The sequence below is a fragment of the Pseudobythopirellula maris genome (assembly GCF_007859945.1).
Lineage (GTDB): Bacteria > Planctomycetota > Planctomycetia > Pirellulales > Lacipirellulaceae > Pseudobythopirellula > Pseudobythopirellula maris.
Genome location: NZ_SJPQ01000004.1, coordinates 13,083 through 31,091 on the forward strand (window position 1 = coordinate 13,083; position 18,009 = coordinate 31,091).

General features: G+C 64.7%; 11 protein-coding genes. 7 read left to right on the forward strand and 4 right to left on the reverse strand.

The features are described from left to right. Window positions 1-7 precede the first annotated feature (7 nt). Window positions 8-2,002: a TonB-dependent receptor plug domain-containing protein gene (locus Mal64_RS16335; protein ID WP_146402256.1), complete on the reverse strand. Its 1,995-nt coding sequence runs from the start codon at window positions 2,000-2,002 to the stop codon at window positions 8-10. 1,324 nt (window positions 2,003-3,326) lie between these two features. Between Mal64_RS16335 and Mal64_RS16340 the strand changes: the two genes are divergently transcribed. The 3 genes from Mal64_RS16340 (at window position 3,327) to Mal64_RS16350 (ending at window position 7,103) form a co-directional block, all read left to right on the forward strand. After that, entirely contained in the window at window positions 3,327-3,863 is a 537-nt protein-coding gene (locus tag Mal64_RS16340) for a YfiR family protein (RefSeq protein ID WP_197525834.1), read from the forward strand. Between the two features lie 46 nt (window positions 3,864-3,909). Continuing rightward, window positions 3,910-5,889 (forward strand): response regulator, encoded by a 1,980-nt coding sequence (locus Mal64_RS16345; protein WP_146402260.1) that lies wholly within the window; start codon window positions 3,910-3,912, stop codon window positions 5,887-5,889. 413 nt (window positions 5,890-6,302) lie between these two features. Next, window positions 6,303-7,103 carry a hypothetical protein gene (locus Mal64_RS16350; protein ID WP_146402263.1) on the forward strand — a complete coding sequence of 267 codons (801 nt, stop codon included), beginning with the start codon at window positions 6,303-6,305 and terminating at the stop codon, window positions 7,101-7,103. A 325-nt stretch (window positions 7,104-7,428) separates the two neighbouring features. Here the strand turns inward: Mal64_RS16350 and Mal64_RS16355 are convergent, their stop codons facing one another. The 3 genes from Mal64_RS16355 to Mal64_RS16365 all read right to left on the reverse strand — a co-directional run bounded on the left by Mal64_RS16355 (window position 7,429) and on the right by Mal64_RS16365 (window position 11,664). Next, entirely contained in the window at window positions 7,429-8,949 is a 1,521-nt protein-coding gene (locus Mal64_RS16355; protein WP_146402265.1) for a right-handed parallel beta-helix repeat-containing protein, read from the reverse strand. 84 nt (window positions 8,950-9,033) lie between these two features. After that, window positions 9,034-10,590 (reverse strand): thrombospondin type 3 repeat-containing protein, encoded by a 1,557-nt coding sequence (locus Mal64_RS16360; RefSeq protein ID WP_146402267.1) that lies wholly within the window; start codon window positions 10,588-10,590, stop codon window positions 9,034-9,036. A gap of 96 nt (window positions 10,591-10,686) precedes the next feature. Further along, complete coding sequence (locus tag Mal64_RS16365; protein ID WP_146402269.1) at window positions 10,687-11,664, reverse strand: hypothetical protein; 978 nt, start codon at window positions 11,662-11,664, stop codon at window positions 10,687-10,689. Between the two features lie 1,028 nt (window positions 11,665-12,692). Between Mal64_RS16365 and Mal64_RS16370 the strand changes: the two genes are divergently transcribed. From Mal64_RS16370 to Mal64_RS16385, 4 genes are all read left to right on the forward strand, one after another. Continuing rightward, window positions 12,693-13,979 carry a tagaturonate epimerase family protein gene (locus tag Mal64_RS16370; RefSeq protein WP_231993809.1) on the forward strand — a complete coding sequence of 429 codons (1,287 nt, stop codon included), beginning with the start codon at window positions 12,693-12,695 and terminating at the stop codon, window positions 13,977-13,979. Between the two features lie 560 nt (window positions 13,980-14,539). Beyond that, window positions 14,540-15,649 carry a DUF1559 domain-containing protein gene (locus tag Mal64_RS16375; RefSeq protein WP_146402271.1) on the forward strand — a complete coding sequence of 370 codons (1,110 nt, stop codon included), beginning with the start codon at window positions 14,540-14,542 and terminating at the stop codon, window positions 15,647-15,649. Between the two features lie 143 nt (window positions 15,650-15,792). Next, window positions 15,793-17,364 (forward strand): PEP-CTERM sorting domain-containing protein, encoded by a 1,572-nt coding sequence (locus Mal64_RS16380; RefSeq protein WP_146402273.1) that lies wholly within the window; start codon window positions 15,793-15,795, stop codon window positions 17,362-17,364. Window positions 17,365-17,659: 295 nt separating this feature from the next. Beyond that, entirely contained in the window at window positions 17,660-17,923 is a 264-nt protein-coding gene (locus Mal64_RS16385; RefSeq protein ID WP_146403171.1) for a MazG nucleotide pyrophosphohydrolase domain-containing protein, read from the forward strand. Window positions 17,924-18,009 lie beyond the last annotated feature (86 nt).

Below are 18,009 nucleotides of genomic sequence, written 5' to 3' on the forward strand. Positions count from 1 at the left end.
CAGCCGCTCAGTAGTCGACCGTGACGCCGCCATAGACCGTTCGGCCGGCGCGGGCGGGGATCGTGTTGATCTGCTTGCGGTCGAATTCGACGTGAAAGATGTCCTCGTCGAAGAGGTTCTGCACGAGCAGTTGCAGGCGGATCGACCGCCCGCTGCGCAGGGCCAGGTAGCGGTCGAGGTCGAGCGTCGTGTTGAGGCTCACCATGTGGTAGGCGTCCGGGTTGCCATTGACCGCCGCCGCGCCGGCCGGGACGGTCTGGTTGCCGAAGAACGTGTCGAACAGCCCCACGTTCAGCCCGCTGCACTTGTTGTTGTAGGACATGCCGAATTTGGCCATCCAATTCGGCACGGTGGTCGTGTTCTCGACGCCGGCGCGTTCGTTCTCCTGGTAGGTCAGCGACGAGGTCCAGCGCAGGGTGTCGCTCAGTTGCCAGTCGTTCTCCAACTCCAAGCCGCTGTACTCGATCCGGTCGCTGTTGGCGTAGGTCTGCGGGAAGAACCCCACGCGTGAGATCACGTCAAAAAAGTCGCTGTGGAAGACGGTCGCCGCGAGGCGGTAGTTGTCGGTGGCGTAGGCGAGCTGCGCGTCGAACGTTTGGATCACCTCGGGCTCGAGGTCTTGGTTGCCAACGATGACCGGCGCGCCGTTGAGGTACCGCTCGAATCGGTACGGCGAGCGGAACGCCTGCCCGTAGAGCAGCTTGGCGGTGAGGGTGTCGCTCAGCGTGACGATCGCCCCGGCCCGCGGGACGATCCCCGCGGGGATGTCGCCCGGCATGTTGCCCTGCATGCCGCCGATCAGCTTGAGCCAATCGGTCGGCTGGTACTCGAGTTGCAAGTAGGCGCCGTACCACACTTCGGTGAAGTGCGGGACGGGAGTAGAGTTGGTGGATCTTAAGTCGCCTTCATGGATGTCGGTGAAACCGCCCACCAGGAATTTGAGATCGTCCGTCAGCTGGGCCCGGTAGGTCGCTTCGGCGAGGTACGCGTGTGATGGGATTGTCAGAGTGCTGCGCGCCGAGAACGGGTTGAGCGAGTCCGACGGCGTCTCCGACTCGTAGCCGGTGTAATTGTAGGTGAAGTTCAATTGCAGGTTTTGGTTCTCGTCGATCTCGTGGAGGTATCCGAAATCGGCGAACACGCGCGTCGCGTCGAAGTAAGCCTCGGGAGCGAAGGGGATGCTGAAAACCGTCTGGCTCAGCTCGGCGACGTAGCAATTGGCCGTGAAGCCGCCGTCGCGGTACGAGCCGAACACGCCGACGTTGTCCTCGCCAAACGGCGTGGTCGTTTCGACGGCGTCCTCGAGCGTGGCGGTGAAGGGCCAGCCCTCCTGGCGGAAGTAGCCGCCGCTCACCAGCAAGCTGCGGTCCTCGGACCCGTCGCCCGTGGTCAGCCCGTACGATTGCCAGCCGTCCGAGCCGCCCAGCGTCGAGGCCTTCGCGGTCGGCTTGTCGGGCTGCTTGGTGACGATGTTGATCACGCCCGTCACGGCATTCGTGCCGTAGAGCACCGAGCCGGGTCCGCGCATGACCTCCACCCGCTCGATCGCGTGCAGCGGGAAGGCGGTGTAGAGCGTGTGGCTGAACCCGCCGTTGACGATGTCGCGGAACGGCCGACCGTTGATCAGGGTCAGCACGTGGTTGTCTTCGGGCTTCACCAGGTTGCCGCGGATCGAAGCCACGTTGCGCCGCTGGATGTAGGTGCCCGTCATGTAGACGCTGGTAGCTCGCTCGAGCACCTCGTAGAGGTTCTTGGCGCCGAAGGCCTCGATCTCTTCGGCGGTGATGACGTCGACGATGCCCGGCGACTCGGAGACCTTTTCCGACGTCTTCGAGATGCCCTCGACCATCGGGTCGGTGAACGTCGGCGTCGACACCTTCACGCTCGAGAGCTCGCCGAGGTCCATGTCGAGCAGGGCGTCGAGGTCATCGGCCTCGGCGTCCGCCGCGTCGTCTTCGAGCGGCTCGCCAGCGGCGTCTTCGCCTCCCTCGGCGTAGGGCATGGGCGGCTGGGCGACCGCGGGGTGGCCCGCCAAGACGGCGGCAACCGCTAGAGCCAACACCGCCACCCTCAAGCCGCGGTACGGGCGTAGGCCCGCGGGGGGTAGATCGAGATATGCATCCTGCGAGTAGCCCACGTTGCAATCCTTGCAGACGTTCAGTTGTTAGCTTGGCCTTAGCCCCTCATGAGCATAGGGAAGGCTGTGGCGGTGTGGGTCGCGTCAAAGCTGACGATCCCCTGCTCCCCACTTTCGGCTAGCGAGGCTATGGCGAGCGTATGCAGAATCCGCAAAGTCGCGGAGCTAGCCGACTGGGTGTGACGGTCGCATGGCTTGCGAAAGATGGTCGCTTCCGACAGTCGATTGCCGTCACGCGCCGCGCTATCCCGCAGGCGCCGAGAGGCTGATGTTGTGCGCCGGCGAGCATTGCCGAAGCCCTCGCCAGGCTCGGAGCGTAGTTCGGTAGGTCGCAGATGAGCTGAGTGAGGAGGCAGCAATCTCCCTCTCCCACACACCCAGTCCGACAGGATTCCCGCAGAATGCCCCGGCGCCGGTCGGCTTTCCACAGAGCCGGCGACGTTCAATGCAGGGCGCCTCACACTGACCTTAGAGCGGTTTGCTCATTGGTGTAGACGCTCGGCTCGCGATCGGCGTCATGGCTTCGTCAGCCTGCATCGACAATGCACCGCATTGCCTGCTTCGGCTTCCTCGCCACGCCGCCAATCGCTTCCCCGCTCGTCCACACCAATTCGAATACCGCTCTAGACAACAGTTCAGCCGTCACGCAGTTTGGCGGCAGGCCATCAGTTACCTGCCGACGACGGAGTCGCTGTGGGTGGGGCGTCCGGAGTGGCGCAGGTTCGCGGTTCACTTTGGTGTTCGGGGCGAAGTTACCTGCCAGTAGGGCGGTTGGGTTTAACGGATAAGGACTGTACCGATATTGCGATTTCGACTTTCCGTATACCAGAACTGGGGGTTCTTAGCGGGTGACTGGGCGGGGCCCAGCGGTCGATCGTAGCTCACATAGGCGAATGAAAAACCAACGGTGCTGCGGGTTACACCGCTTCGAATCACGACTCTGCGACCGGGCTACCCGCTGCGTCGATAGCAGCATAGTTAAGGCTTCATGAGACTTCTCTTGAACACGCACCGAGAGAGGTCGCTAGGCTCCTCCGTCACGGGGGGCTTGGCGGCTGAGTGGGGAGCGGAAGCCAAAAAGAATCGCCAAAGCACTGTGGCCATGCAACCAAAGCCGAGCGCGTATCTCGATGACCGTGCAAGTCTTCGCGACTTGGGAGAGAGTTGCAGGCCTCGGCGAATTGCTTGTTTGCTCCTGGGCGTTCTGATGACGCTCGCCGCCACGCCCGTGCAAGCGCAAGAGGTGATCGACAGCCGGCGTGAGTACAACGTCAAAGCGGTATCGCTCTACGCGTTTGGTCGCTACGTCACTTGGCCGCCCGCCTCGTTCGAGTCCGAAACAAGCGAGTTCCGCATCGGGGTTTACGGTCCCGACCCGTTCGGCGAGACACTCGACCGGATCGCCCAGAAGAAGAAGATCCAAGAGCGCCCGATCCGGGTGTGGGAAGTGAAGACCCCGGAGGAGGGCGCCAGTTGCCACATCCTCTTCGTCACGCGGGCCACGCCGCCCGAAGTCGAGGCGCGCCTCATAGCCGCTCTAGAAGGTAAATCCGTTCTGCTCGTCGGGGAAACCCCGGGGTTCGCCGAACGGGGCGGGGCGATCAATTTCTTCGTGCACGGCAGCAACGTAAGGTTTGAACTCAACGCCGACCGCGCGATGGCGAATCGGCTGAGCCTCAACGCCAAGATGCACAGCCTGGGCACCCCGGTCTCGACCAACCGTTGACCCCGCAACCCTCCATAAAGAACGCGTCGTCCCGGCGACGCGAAGCATGAAGTTTCTGCAGAACACCTCGATACGCAACAAGCTCATCCTGCTGGCGGGCATGACGGTTTGTTTTGCGCTCGTGGTCTCCTCGGGCGGCATCATCTGGAAAGACGTCCAGATGATCCGAGCGGCGAAGATCGCCCAGCTCGAGGTGCAGGCACGCATCATGGAGTTCAACAGCGACGGCGTGCTGGCGTTCTCCGACGACCAAGCGGCCGAGGAGTACCTCCGCTCGCTGTCGCTGCAGCCCTCGGTCGAGGTCGCCTGCCTGCTCGACACGGAGGGCGAGGTGTTCGCCGCCTACACGAAGGACGGCTCGCCGGTCCACACCACCCCGGGCGAGCTGAAGGAGGGAACGCGGCGCTCCCCCGGCGGCGGCGTCACGATCGTCATCCCCGTGGAGGAGGACAGCGGCGAGCGGGTCGGCACTCTCTACATCCTCGCCAACAGCGACGACATCACCAACCACATCCAGGCCCAGGTCTGGCACATCGCCATCGTCGCGACCCTGTCGCTCCTGGGCGCGGTCATCGTGGCGGCCCTGCTGCAGGGGGCCATCTCCGGGCCGATCGTCCGGCTCACCGAGGCCGCCCGCGCCATCACGCGCAACAAAGACTACTCGATCCGCGTGATGCGCGACTCGAACGACGAGCTCGGCGCCCTCTGCGAGTCGTTCAACCTGATGCTCGACACGATCCGCAAGTCGCACAATCAAGTGGCCAGCCAGGCCGCGCTGCTCACCAAAGAGGTCGAAGAGCGTGAGCGGGCGCAGGCCGACCTGGAGGTCGCCAAGGACGTCGCCGAGGCGAGCAACCGCGCCAAGAGCGAGTTCCTCGCCAACATGAGCCACGAGATCCGCACCCCGCTGACCGGCATCCTCGGCTTCACCGAGATCATGCTCGTCGGCGGCGACGAGGGCGACACCCAGACCCGCAACGAGTACCTCTCGACGATCCAGTCGAGCGGCGAGCACCTGCTCTGCCTGATCAACGACATCCTCGACCTCTCGAAGATCGAGGCCGGCCAGATCGAGTTCGACACCGAGCCTTGCTCGCCGCACAAACTCATCGGCGAGGTCACCCGCGTCCTCAATATCAAGGCCCAGGAGAAGGACATCGACCTGAAGGTCGTGTGGGAGACGCCGATCCCCGAGACCATCCAGACCGACGTCGCCCGCCTGCGGCAGGCGCTGATCAACATCATCGGCAACTCGGTCAAGTTCACCAGCGAGGGGGGCGTGACGGTCAAGCCGAGGCTGGTCGAGATCGACGGCGTTCCGCAGCTGCGCGTCGACGTGATCGACACCGGCATCGGCATCGCCAGCAACAAGCTCGAGGCGATCTTCGACCCCTTCGTCCAGGCCGACAACTCCGTCACCCGCCGTTTCGGCGGCACCGGCCTGGGGCTCGCCATCAGCCGCAAGATCGCCCGCGGCCTCGGCGGTGAGCTCTCGGCTACCAGCGAGCTCGGCGCCGGCAGCACGTTCACCCTGCGGGTCGAAACGGGCGACCTGGCCGGCGTGAAGATGGTGGCGGACGCCGACAAGCAAACGACCGACCAAGAGCTAAAGGCCGACGTCGCCAGCGGCGACAAGCTGCCGCCCTCCAAGATCTTGCTCGTCGAAGACGGCGAGACCAACCGCCGCCTGATCGCGCTGCTCCTCACCCGCGCCGGCGCCAAGGTCGTCACGGCCGAGAACGGCGCCCTCGGCGTGCAGGCCGCCATGGAGCAGTCGTTCGACGTGATCCTGATGGACATGCAGATGCCGGTGATGGACGGCTACACGGCCGCCCGCCGCCTGCGCGAAGAGGGCTTCACGACGCCCGTCATTGCGCTCACCGCCCACGCCATGAAGGGCGACCGCGAGAAGTGCCTCGACGCCGGCTGCGACGACTTCCTCACCAAGCCGGTCAACACCCAGCAGCTCTACGCCGTGGTCCGCGAGCAGCTCATGGCGAAGAAGACCGCCGGCGCCTTGGCTTAGAGCGGTTTGCTCATTGGTGTAGACGCTCGGCTCGCGATCGGCGTCATGGCTTCGTCAGCCTGCATCGACAATGCACCGCATTGCCTGCTTCGGCTTCCTCGCCACGCCGCCAATCGCTTCCCCGCTCGTCCACACCTATTCGAAAACCGCTCTAGGCCGTCGCTGATGAACGGTCTCTGCGGGGCTTCGGTGAAGTCTTCACGCGGACGATCCCGCGTCGTTACGGGGATGGAAATCCCTGGGCGAGGTCCGGTTGTAAGGGTTTGGGCCGAATGTTCGAGGCCTTGTCGCGGAACCCGCTTGTTCCTTCGCGTGAGTCCGGCGGCGCCGCGACCCACGGTCGGCCGGCGCTCTAGGCTTGTGGTGGTACCCTCTCGGTCTCCCCGCCACGCCCCGCCGACATGAGTGCGAGCATGATCCGTAAGCTGTTTTTCCGGCTGCTCGCAGCGGGAGCCGCGATGGTCTTTCTTGTCGTCACGGTGGTGGGTCTCGTGACTTGGCTGGCGCTGATGGAGCCCGGCTTCTACACCGAGCTCCGGACGCAATCGCTCTCGCCGGACGAGCGGCGGGCCTTGGTCGAGCGATTCGAGCAGACCGGCGAGGGCTTGGTCCGCTGGCGCGCGATGTCGCTCGCCCGACAGAAGCCGGCGACCCAATCCGCCCAAGGAGAGTGGCTGCAAGCCCTCGGCGGGGCCGCCCCGTACGATCCCGCCAAGGACACCCGCGCGTTGCGTATCACCGAGCAAGAACTCAACGCGCTGCTGGCCGACAAAGCGATGGACCCCAGCGGCGACCTGCGTGACCCACGCGTTCGTCTCACCGAGGGGCGGTTCGAGTTGGGGGTCGAGCTGGCGAACTCTGGGGTCGAATGCGTCTTCTCGGCGATCCTCGAGCCGACGCTCGGCGAGGACGGCACGTTGCGGCTGGAGATCGTCACGGCGCGGGTCGGAAGGCTGACGCTGCCGCTCGACACGCTGCTCGCGTGGCTGCCCGAGCCGGTGGTCTACTCGGGGCACGACGCCGAGATCGACCTGACGCCCCCCGCGCCGCACCTGAAGATCAAGTCGTTAGCCCACAGCCCGCGAACGCCGCGCGTTAAATCGATCGTGTGCCGTGAAGGCGAGCTCGTCGTCGAGTTCTCGGCGCCCGTGCTGCCCGACCAGAATCGGAAGCAGGCGGCGGCAGTGGCCGACGCTAAAGAGTCGGCGGGGTAGGGGAGTGCGAAGCACCCTAGAGCGGTATTCGAATTGGTGTGGACGAGCGGGGAAGCGATTGGTGGCGTGGCGAGGAAGCCGAAGCAGGCAATGCGGTGCATTGTCGATGCAGGCTGACGAAGCCATGACGCCGATCGCGAGCCGAGCGTCTACACCAATGAGCAAACCGCTCTAGTGACACGCCACGATTGAGCCCGCACGGAGTAAGGGGAGCGGCGCGCGTTTCACGCGGGGATTTCTAGTGGCCCTGCACATAAGCTGCGTTAGGGCTTGCGCCCACCGTGCACGGTGACGCGTTGCACCCGCCATCGAATAGATTGACGGGCTATCGATACGTACGCCGTGAACGAGCAAACGCCGCCATGACCGCCAGCAGCAGGGCCGTGGGCTCGGGCACGCTCTGTGTGCCGCTAGGCGGTGGCGTCGCGCTCGTGCGGCCGAAGTGCTCGACCCACACGTCGTAGTCGGCCGCGGTGTAGGCGCCGCCGAGGCCGTCTCGCCAGACGGTGAAGTCGGCGGCGTCGACCACGCCGTCGGAGTTGTAATCGCCGTAGACGCCCGACTCGTACGCCCCCAGGTCGGGCGCCGCGCCGCTAAACGGCAGGCTGTAGCCGAGGCCGATCGTGGGCAGGTTGACGCCGGCGTCGATCAGGTCGCTGCCGGGCGCGAGGCGCAGGAAGTCGCTGTAGGGCAGGCTGCCGTCGGCTTGGCGCGGGCCGCGGGCGATCGTGTCGTCGAGCGACAGGAAGTCGGCGGCCGAGGCCGAGACCCCGCCGTCCCAGGTGTTGGAGAAGCTGTCGACGCCTGAGTCGAAGTTGTCCGAGCTGCTGCCGGCGTACGAGACGTTGTTGACCAGGATGTGCTGGTTGGTGGTCTCGAACGACTCCTCGTCGAATTGCCAATTGCGTTTTGAGTCGAACACCGTGGAGTTGGCCACGATCACGCCGAAGCCGTTGCCGTTCACGTCGATGCCGCGCTCCTCGTTGTCCCACACGACCACGCGGTTCAGCACGTGGGCGCCCGAGTCCTGGCCGAGCTTGAAGCCGTTGCCGTCGCCGTTGAAGCTGCCCGGGGTGAGGTCGTTGTCCTCGAGCAGCTCCTTCTCGTAGAAGCCGGGGAGGATGCGGCCGTTGCTGAACGACCACGAGTCCTCGACCAGCACGCCGCCGACGACGCTCTCCCACATGTCCCAGCCGTCGTCCGAGTTGCCCCACGCGCGGGCTCCGCGCACCACGTTGCCGGGGCCCAGCTCGTCGAACTTGATCGCGAAGCCGTCGGCGTTCTCGCCGTTTTTCGAGGGGTCGTAGTTCTCGTAGGAGTCGCCGTTGAGGATCAGGTTGTGCGACGCCGGGCCCGAGAGCTGCATGCCCGAGTCGCCGTTCCACCGCGTGGTGAGGCGTTCGTAGATGCTGTGATCCGAGCCGCCCCACACGCCGTTGTCCCTGGCGTTCTGGATCGTCAGCCCGCGGAGGTGGACCCAGTCGGCGTCTTCGTCCACCTGGATGCCGCGCCCGCTCGATCCGCCCCAGTCGACGGTCATGCTGTCGAAGTCGAGCACGGGGGTCTCGTCCTGGTAGGCCCAGATGCGGATGGGCGAGTTCTCCGTGCCTGCGTCCTGGATCCGGATGCGTTCGTCGAGATCGTACACGCCGCCGCGGACGAAGAGCGTGTCGCCTGGGCCGATCTGGTCGATCGCGTAGTCGAATGTGCCCCACGGGCTGCCGATCGCGCCGCTGCCGCCGTTGCTGCCGCCGGGGGCAATGAAGTACTCCGCCGCGCTCAGCGGGACGGCGAGCAGCAGCAGAGCCGCGCACGCAACGCACTTGTTCAGATTCGTCTTGTTCATCATCGATTCTCTGTTCCTGCGGGGGCCACGGGGCCGAACCGGGGCCGGTGATGCTGATGTGTCGGCGTCATTCAGCGGGGTAGGTCAGTAGGGTTGTGGCGAGCGGGTCATCGCGTCGAGGTAGATCTCGAGATTAGTGAAACCGGCGAGCGACGGGTCAGCCTCGCCGAGCTCCGTGCCGTTGCGGTCTTCCGGGTCGGTCGGGTCGAGGCCGTGCGCGGTTTCGAAGGCGTCGGCCATGCCGTCGCGGTCGGTGTCGAAGCCCTCGGGCCGAGCGGCCGTTGTCAGGTCGTCGACGCCGGGCAAACGGCCGTCGGCGTCGCGGAGGTCTTCTTGCGAGTCGAGCGGCGCGCCGTCGCGGTCGCGTAGCGTGCGGATCGCCTCGCGATCGAGCGTGTCGCGCCACAGCGAGGCGCCGACTCGCTCGGAGACTTGCTCGTGGGCGATATCGACGGGGAGAACGTGCGGGGCGACCGCGCTGAAGAAGTTCATTGGCGCGTCGACCAATCGCTCGCCCTCTTCCAGGCGTAGGCAGTCGGCGATCTCAGCGGGCGTGTCGATCATCTCGCGGGTGTAGTCCTTGTCGCGCTGGCGATCGAAGCGGTTGCCTTGCTGGTAGACGAGCGTGGCGCCGGAGTCGGTCCCGCGGAAGACATACTCACCCCGCTTGGAGGGTCCGGTGAGGTAGTCGTTGCCAACGAGGTTCAGCCGCACTTCGCCCAGCTCGCTGCGGCTGGTGGGGAGGCCGCTCCAGTTATAGACCACGCAGTTCACCACGTTCACGTCCGCCGCCCGCCGGTCTCGCTCGGATTGGCCGTCGTCGAGACGCTGCTGCCCGCCGATGGCGGGGCTCCGCGCCCGGTGGTGGGCCCACAGGCAGCCGTAGAACGTGTAGCCGCCGCGGCCGGCGGCTTGGTCCTGGGGCGTGCACTCGCCGCGCACCAGCGAGCCGTAGCCGTGGGCGCCCTTCTTGTGGAACGAGTGGTTCAGGCTGTCGGCGATCAGGCAGTGTTGCACCGTCACGTCGCGGGCGACCGTGACCGACAGGGTTTCGTCGACACCCCATGCGGCCGAGAGGTGGTCGAGGATCACGCGCTCGGCGTTGCCGTAAACGGCGAGCGAGTTCGCGTCGCTCCCTTTTAGGTCGCCGCCACCCGTGTCGCGGGCTTCGAGCGCACCCACCGTGTTGAAGTCGCCACAGCGCAGACGCAGGTGGCGCAGCACCACGTCGTGAGCGCCGTCGGAAACCGACATCGGGTAGCCCCACAGCGTCACGCCCCCCGGCGAGGTCTGGCCGGCGATCGTGATGCGATTCTTACGAACGGCGATCGGCTCGCGCAGGGCGATCGGCCCCGCCACGTCGAAGACGATGGTGCGCGGCGCCTCGGCCGAGCGGATGGCGTGGCGCAGGCTGCCCTCGATCTTCTTCTCGCCCTTGTGCGGTGCGTAGTCGTCGAGCGTGGTGACGTGGTACACATCGCCGCCGCGGCCGCCGAGCGACAGCGCCCCCTGGCCGAGGGCCCCGGGGAAGGCGGCGGGCTGCGATCGTTCCGCTGCAGCGATCAGCGGCGCCATAGCCATCAACGCCGCGGCGAGCAGCGCGGCGAGAGCGGCTTTCGTTGGATTGAGGGAGCGGGTCATGCGGTCGTTTGGCTTCAGGCAGATAAAAGGCCGGCCGCCGGGTCGAAAGCCCCGCGGCCGGCCTCGTAGGTAGCAATCTTCAGCAAACCATCACGCTCAGCCGCGACGACGCAGGCCCAGCGGGGCGAGCGCCAACAGGCCCAGCGCGATCGTGGCCGGCTCGGGGATCCGAGTGACCTCGACGTACTGGTTCGTGATGTCCAACGCCAGGGCGCCGCTGCCGGTGCCCGAGAATCGCATCGCGAGCTGATCGAACGAGTCGTAGATCGGCATGCCGTTGGCGGCGTTGCCGCCAAACATATCGGTCACCGAATCGTCGATAGCCGATACGGTCGACAGCAGCGTCATGCCCTCAAACAGCGAGGCGGTGACCTCGGCTTGTGTGGCGCTGAGCTTCTCGACCGTCAATTCCATCCGGTACTCGGTGTCGAGCGTGTTCATGAACGGGTCGCCGCCGCTCGAGTCAAACGTGTAGGCGCCCGAGCTGCCCAACAGGCTGCTGTTCGAGAAGTCGTCACGCTTGCCGACACGCATCGGGTTGCTGTTGGCGGCGACGTCGGTCACTTGGAATTGGACCTGGTAGCCGGGCGAGTCGCCCCAGGCGCCGTTGCCCGAGTCGGAGTTCACGTCCGCTTCAACACGCGGATCGGCCCCGGGGGCGTCGTAGAAGAGGCCGAAACGCAGGTCGCGGCCGTCTTCGGTGAAGAGCTCCTCGCGCGGGATGAACGAGAACGACCCCTTGATCGAGTCTCCGTCGTTGAGCACGACCGGGGTGGCTTGGTTGTCAGTGAAATAGGTCCACTGCTTGCGGCTGCTGGTCGAGGGGATCGGCGTGGTGCCGATCACGGGGTTGTGCAGGAAGCGGTGCTTGATAGCCCCGACAACCGTGTCGGCGGCGTCGGCCACGGCGTCGCCACTCACGCCTAGGTAAGTGGCGGATTCGGTGGGCAGGCTGGTCTCGGCGCGGCTGCCATCGGCGAACGAGTCGTCGAGCAGCACGGTCGTCTGCGCGTGGGCAGTGCCGGCCAGCAACGCAACCGCCGCGGTGAGCGTAATCAGGTTTCGCAGGGTCATGAGGTCACTCCAGAGCTGAAACAAAGAGAAGTTAGGACTAGCCGGCGCAAACGCTGCGCGCCACACAGGATGTCGAACTGTTCCCCGCTTGTCCCTGGGGGCGGGTCGCCACGCAGTCCGATGAGGGATGAGCGAGGCGGTTGCCTGTTCGCTGTCTTACGAGAGTCGCACGGTGGAAAAGGTAACGCTTAGCATCGCCAAGCGAAAATATCGGAAGAGGAGTGTCTGCAACGCACGACGCAGCAATGCCTGTTACCGCGCACTGCTGATCGCAAATAGTTGCCCGCCCGTAGTAGCCTCCGAAGGGGCTTTGCTACGAAGCGAACGCCGCAAAGGTCGTGTGTCTCAAATTCAGGCTAATCCAACCCCCGTTTGCAATCAAGTAACGGACACTGCATTTAATGACACGATTCACGCACTGCCTGCGGAGCGGCCCCCAGCGACGGTCTGGGGGCTACGGCGGCGACGACGCTCTCGCTAAGAAAGTAGGGGCCCCGCGGCAGAATGCCTAGATTCAAGGTCCGGAAGCATGCAAATCCTCGCGTCTTCTGGCTTGCTTCTCACTCGTCGCGGCTCAAGAAAGACCGCTGTTCGCTCGCCCAGGCCTTAAAAACTTCTCCACAACGCGGCGCAAGCCGCTTGTTCTCAATACAGGGGGCGCCCGGGGCAACGAGCTTCTTGAGCTGCACCTAATAGGCGTCGAGCTCACCGCGGCTGCTCCACCAACGCGGGGGGCGAGCCGATGCTGCTGAGCCGACGGGCGCAGTGCGGGCCGCGCCGGAAAAAGACCGACAATCCGCAAAGAAAATGCCCACGTTTGCGTCCGCAGAGCCTACCGATCAGCCTTGCTGTTCGTCACAATGCGGAGCTTGTTCGCCTTGACGCACGAGGTTGGGTTTCCAAGCGAAACCCGATCCCTGCGCGAGATTTGGCGCCCAGCGGTCCCGCTCTTCCGACTGCTGGATAGGGTCAAGGTTCGGACTCCCATCGGATTCAATATCGCGGCCCCTAAAATAAGGATCGGCCTCTTGAGCGCGCCGGCTAAATCGATCGTCCCCAACCCCACCCCCCTTGGGATCGAGCCGAGCTTCGGCTTCGGCGACCGTTTGGGAGTCGCCACGCCGGGCCACTTGGCCTCGCTGCGCGAGGCGGGCGGGCCGATCCGGGGGATCTTCTCGCAGCAGTCGATCCGCGAGATGAGCCGCACCTCGCGGACCCCCGAGGAAGTGATGGCCGCCGCCATCGGCGCCTTGGAGCAAGGGGGCTTCTCCGACCCGTGGTCGGCCGACGCCGACCACCTGAAGACCCCCGACGACGTCCGCAACACGATGTCGGCCGGCTTCGTGTTCTTCACGATCGACCCCTCGGACCACGTCGACCAGAAGGCCGACAACTACTCGGCCGTCGAGCTCGAAAACAAGCTGGCCGACGCCCGCGAGCACGCCCCCTGGATCGACAATTACCTCGGCAAGACGATCAAGCTCGACTCGATCGAGATCGAGATGACCGACGAGGCGCTCTCCCGCGCCGCGGTGAAGTACGGCAAGGCGATCTGTAAGACGATCGAGCTGGCCCGGTTTGTCGCGGCCGAGGCGATGCGTCAAGGCAAGGAGTACGAGCTGGAACTGAGCGTCGACGAGACCGAGCAGCCGACCACGCCGGTGGAGCACTACGTGATCGCCGACCAATTGCGTGAGGCGGGCGTGCAGGTGGTGAGCCTGGCGCCGCGGTTCATCGGCGACTTCGAGAAGGGGGTCGACTTCAAAGGCGATCTCGTGACGCTCGAGGCGTCGCTGAAAGTGCACGCCGAGATTGCCGAAAAGCTTGGCCCCTACAAGCTGTCGCTGCACTCCGGTTCGGACAAGGTGTCGATGTACAACCTGCTGGCCCAGGCGACCAAGGGCCGCTTCCACGTGAAGACCGCCGGCACGAGCTACCTCGAGGCGCTCCGCGTCGCCGCCCACCACGACGAGCCGTTCTTCCGCGAGATCGTCGACTTCTCGCGTGGCCGTTACGACACGGACAAGGCGACGTACCACGTGTCGGCCGAGTGCTCCGACGCCCCCCCCGCCAGCGAGGTGTCGGACGTGGCCGAGCTCGAGCGGCTTTACCTGGAGTGCTGGAGCGATGTGCCCGAAGGCAAGGGCTTCACGGCCCCCGGCCGGCAGATCTTGCACTGCACTTTCGGCTCGGTGGTGACCGATCCGGAGCTCGGACCGCGGCTGAAAGCCTTGTTGTGCGACAAGGCCGATGCTTACACCGAATTGCTGCGTGAGCACTTCGTGCGTCACCTCCAGCCGCTGCGAATCGGCTGAATCGAGCGGTATATCCATTCCGACGCCGCCAGGGCCCTCCCTGCGCGGCGTTTTCCTTTGCGTTTATTCCGCGAAAAAATGCAATACAGGTTCTTGCCTGCAACGCAGGTCCTAAATAGGATCATTATTAGGACTTTTCTGATTTCCTTTTCCTACGACGAACGCTTAGTGCAAGGCGTTCCCCGAGAGGCGTTACGGAGTCGAGCTGCTAACAGCGCATCGCTGCTTCCCCTTGGAGGTGAAGGGACTGCTCGATCAGCCGGAGCGACCTCAGTGAGTACGTTTTCAGCTTGCGGAACTACTTTGATCTGAGCCGGGGTTACTGCTGCGCCGGCCAGTTTTAGAGAGTCATTATGAGTCAGCGGTGGGCGGTCATCGTCGACCTGGGCTGCTTTTACCTACACTTTTCTTCCATGAATTTAAGGGCGGGGCCATCACATTCGCGGTCCCCGCGCCTAAAGTCCCTCGGCGTTATCACGCTTTGAGACCCCAAATGACACCGGCGCCATTTGGCTGCGGACCACGGATCAGGCTTCTCATCTGAGTCAGGAAATATCGATATGAACGCTGCAGGAACCAACACGGCGGTTGTTGCCCCTCAAGCGAAGCGAGCGGCCGGGGGCTTCACGCTGGTCGAGCTGTTAGTGGTGATCGCGATCATCGGCATCTTGGTGGCCTTGCTTCTGCCGGCGGTGCAATCAGCCCGCGAGGCGGCCCGTCGCACGCAGTGCAAGAACAACCTCAAGCAGATGGGGCTGGCGATCCACAACTACCACGACACCACGCGCAAACTTCCTCCCGGTCGAGTTGGCGAGCACCAGAAGACCTGGATGGCTCTGATTCTTCCGTTCATGGAGGAGGCGAACGTGGCCGACCTGTGGGACGACAGCGGCTGCTTCTACGACCAGACTTACGACTTTCGCACGCTCGAGATCGCCGGTTACATTTGCCCTTCTCAGAATCACACACGGCTTGTGGCGACGGCTAAGGTCAAGGGGAAGCAAGGGCACTCGCACGCAGGCTTCGAGCCAAGCGCCTCGCTCGGAGGCGGGTGGTCGGGATCGATCAGCGATTACCGAGGGGTGGGCGGCTCGTCTTGCATCGTTGAAGGCATCAGCGCCCAAACCAATGGCCCCGTCGAAGCGTCAGTGCACGAGACAGGAACAATCCGGCCATGGGATTCATCGACGAAGCACTTCCTGGACGGGGCGATGCCCGACCCCCACCGCGACAACGACGTGAATTGGGCCGACAATAGTACGAAACGCAGTGTCCGCAGCTTCTCACACCCAATCGCCATGAAGGACGTGACCGACGGTACGTCCAAGACACTGTTGGTGGGCGAGGTCGGGCTGGGCACCGCCGAGTCGAGCCACGCTTTCAATGGCGATCACAGCCCGACCTTGAACATCGGCCAAGGGCCGCAGTCCGAATTCGATAGCTCGCCCGAATGGCACTTCTGCGAACGCTGCACGACGCCGCACGAAGAAGGCGGCGACTCGGGATTTGGTGCCGCCCACCCCGGAATCGTTCAATTCCTGTTGGTCGATGCGAGCGTGCAGGCAATCTCCCTCGATGTGGATTATCGTGTAATGGACGCCGCCGCCACTCGCGCGGGCGGTGAGGTCTACGACTTCAACGGTTCCCACCTCGGTTGCTACGGCTACTAGCCTGCACGGCGTTGATTTCGGAACGCTCGATCACTCGACCTTATTGAAGTTCAGGGATCGGCCCCGGCGGGCCACAGTATCTTCATCTCCTGCTCTTATACTCACGGCAGCTCTTCGAACCACCTAGCAAGAGGTTTCTTCTCATGACGCTCCTCCGTTGCAAAAACCTGGCGCACTTGATGATGCTGGCGTGCTCCTGTTTCGTCTTAGCGAGTCCTGTTCAAGCGGCGATCTCGTGGGACGGCGAGGGCGGGTCTTCATGGTTCTTTGACCCGAACAATTGGACTTCGGACGACGATGAGGACATTCTGCCGCCGGGCAACCTCGTCGCGGGAGACAACATCGAGAGGACCGACCTGCAGATCAACGACGGCTACGAGGTGATTTTTGACCCCGTGAACGACCCGAACTGGGCGAACGCCGCCTCGCTGAGATACCCCATCAACAACGACGCCCCGGGCAGCGGCGGAGATTACGGCGTCATCGGCGATCCGGCCGACATGCGTTTCGACGTGTACCGTTTCTACATGTCGCGTAACACGACCGAGTCCAACACGTTCGTGTTGAAGAGCGGCACGCTGACCGCGGAGCGGACGATCGTCGGCCGCTCCGGCAGCCAAGCGGGGATGCCCAACCAGGGGACCTTTATCCAGGAAGGCGGCGTGCTGTCGATCCCGCGGGAGGACCTCATCATCGGCGCCTACGAGTCCATCGAGGGGGGGATTCCGGGCGGCGGCGGCAACGGAACATACGAGTACCATAGCGGCAGCCTCGAGGTGGGAATCGACTTCAACGAGGGGGTCTTCGAGATCCTTGTCGGATCGGAGAGCAACAGTGAGGGGGGGACTTCGGGCGTCAGCAAGTTCGTCGTTCACAACCCCGGCGACGCAGCCGGCGGCCACATCATCGCCCAGGAGTTCCACACTTCAAGCGGCGACCTGAACGCCAACGGCGTCGACTCGGGCGTCGCGATCGTCGAGTTCCACTACTCGAACGGCGGCGTGCGGACGGTCCAGGTCGAGACCGTGCTGGGCATCAACAACGGCGTGAGCGACAACGGCACCCGGTCGTCGCGCCTCGACCTGCAACTCGACGAGGCGGTCGAGGTTGACGGCATGGGCGTGCCGGGGAATCTCGGATTGTTCCACGTGGGTGTCGACGGGTTCGATTTCGTTGGCCAGATCACCGGAGGCGGAGACGAGGGGGGCATGTTCTCCAATGCCGACAACACTGAACTTTACGAGCAAGACAGCAGCGTCAAAGCCTTCTACGGCGGCTACGAGTACGAGTGGCAGATCTCCTACGAGGGCCTCATCACCTTCGACGAGAACGATTACAACGACGACATCAACGGCTACCAAAACAGCATCGTCGAGTCGGTCGAGGCCGAGGGCGCCTCGGACGTCGTGCTGATCGGCGTCGGATCGACATTCGTCGGTCTCACGGGCGACTACAACGAGAACGGCGTGGTCGACGCCGCCGACTTCACCGTTTGGCGTGACACGCTCAACACGAGTGTCACGGCCGGCACGGGCGCCGACGGCGACGGCGACGGCATGATCACCGAGGCCGACTACGACCTGTGGGTCGCCTACTTTGGTCAAACGGTCGTGCCGCCGGTCATGGCGAGCGCGGCGACCGCCGTGCCCGAGCCCGCTTCGGCGTTGCTCGTGTTGTTGGCTTGCGGAGCGGCCGCGGGGCGCCGTCGGCGCTGAGCGGGCGGCCGGCGATCCAGCCGGCCCAATCTCCTGAAAAATCAATCTCCTGAAACGGAGTGCGGCGTGGCGACCCTGGGGCAGGGGCTCGACTCGCCGCTTTTTTTGCGCCCCACGGAGATCGCCTTCCGCAGGCGCCGGGGGCTCACGGGCGCCGACCGGATTGGTAAGCTCACGGCTTTCCGCCCACCGTCCCTCTCCGCACGACAAAGCCGTGACAGACAACCCCGCCGACAGCGCCCCGCTGCCCGCCGACGCCTTCTCGCTGGCCGATTTCCAGCGGCTGATCCGCGGCATGTACCACGAGAAGGATGTCGCCCGCGGCGTGGACGGCACCTTCATGTGGCTCATGGAGGAGGTGGGCGAGTTGGCCTCGGCCTTGCGGGAGGGAACGCCCGAGGAGCTGCGGGGCGAGTTCGCCGATGTGCTCGCCTGGCTCACGACGATCGCCAACGTGGCGGGGGTCGATCTCACCCAGGCGCTGCGGGAGAAGTACGGCGAGGGCTGCCCCGGCTGCGGGCGGCTCGCCTGCCTGTGTGACGACTCGGAAAAGCCCTAGATCGTAAGGCGGCCTCTCGCGCCGCTATCGCCGGAGGAAACACGGGATAGACCGTCGACGGCCGGTCGGTCATGGGCCAGAATGGG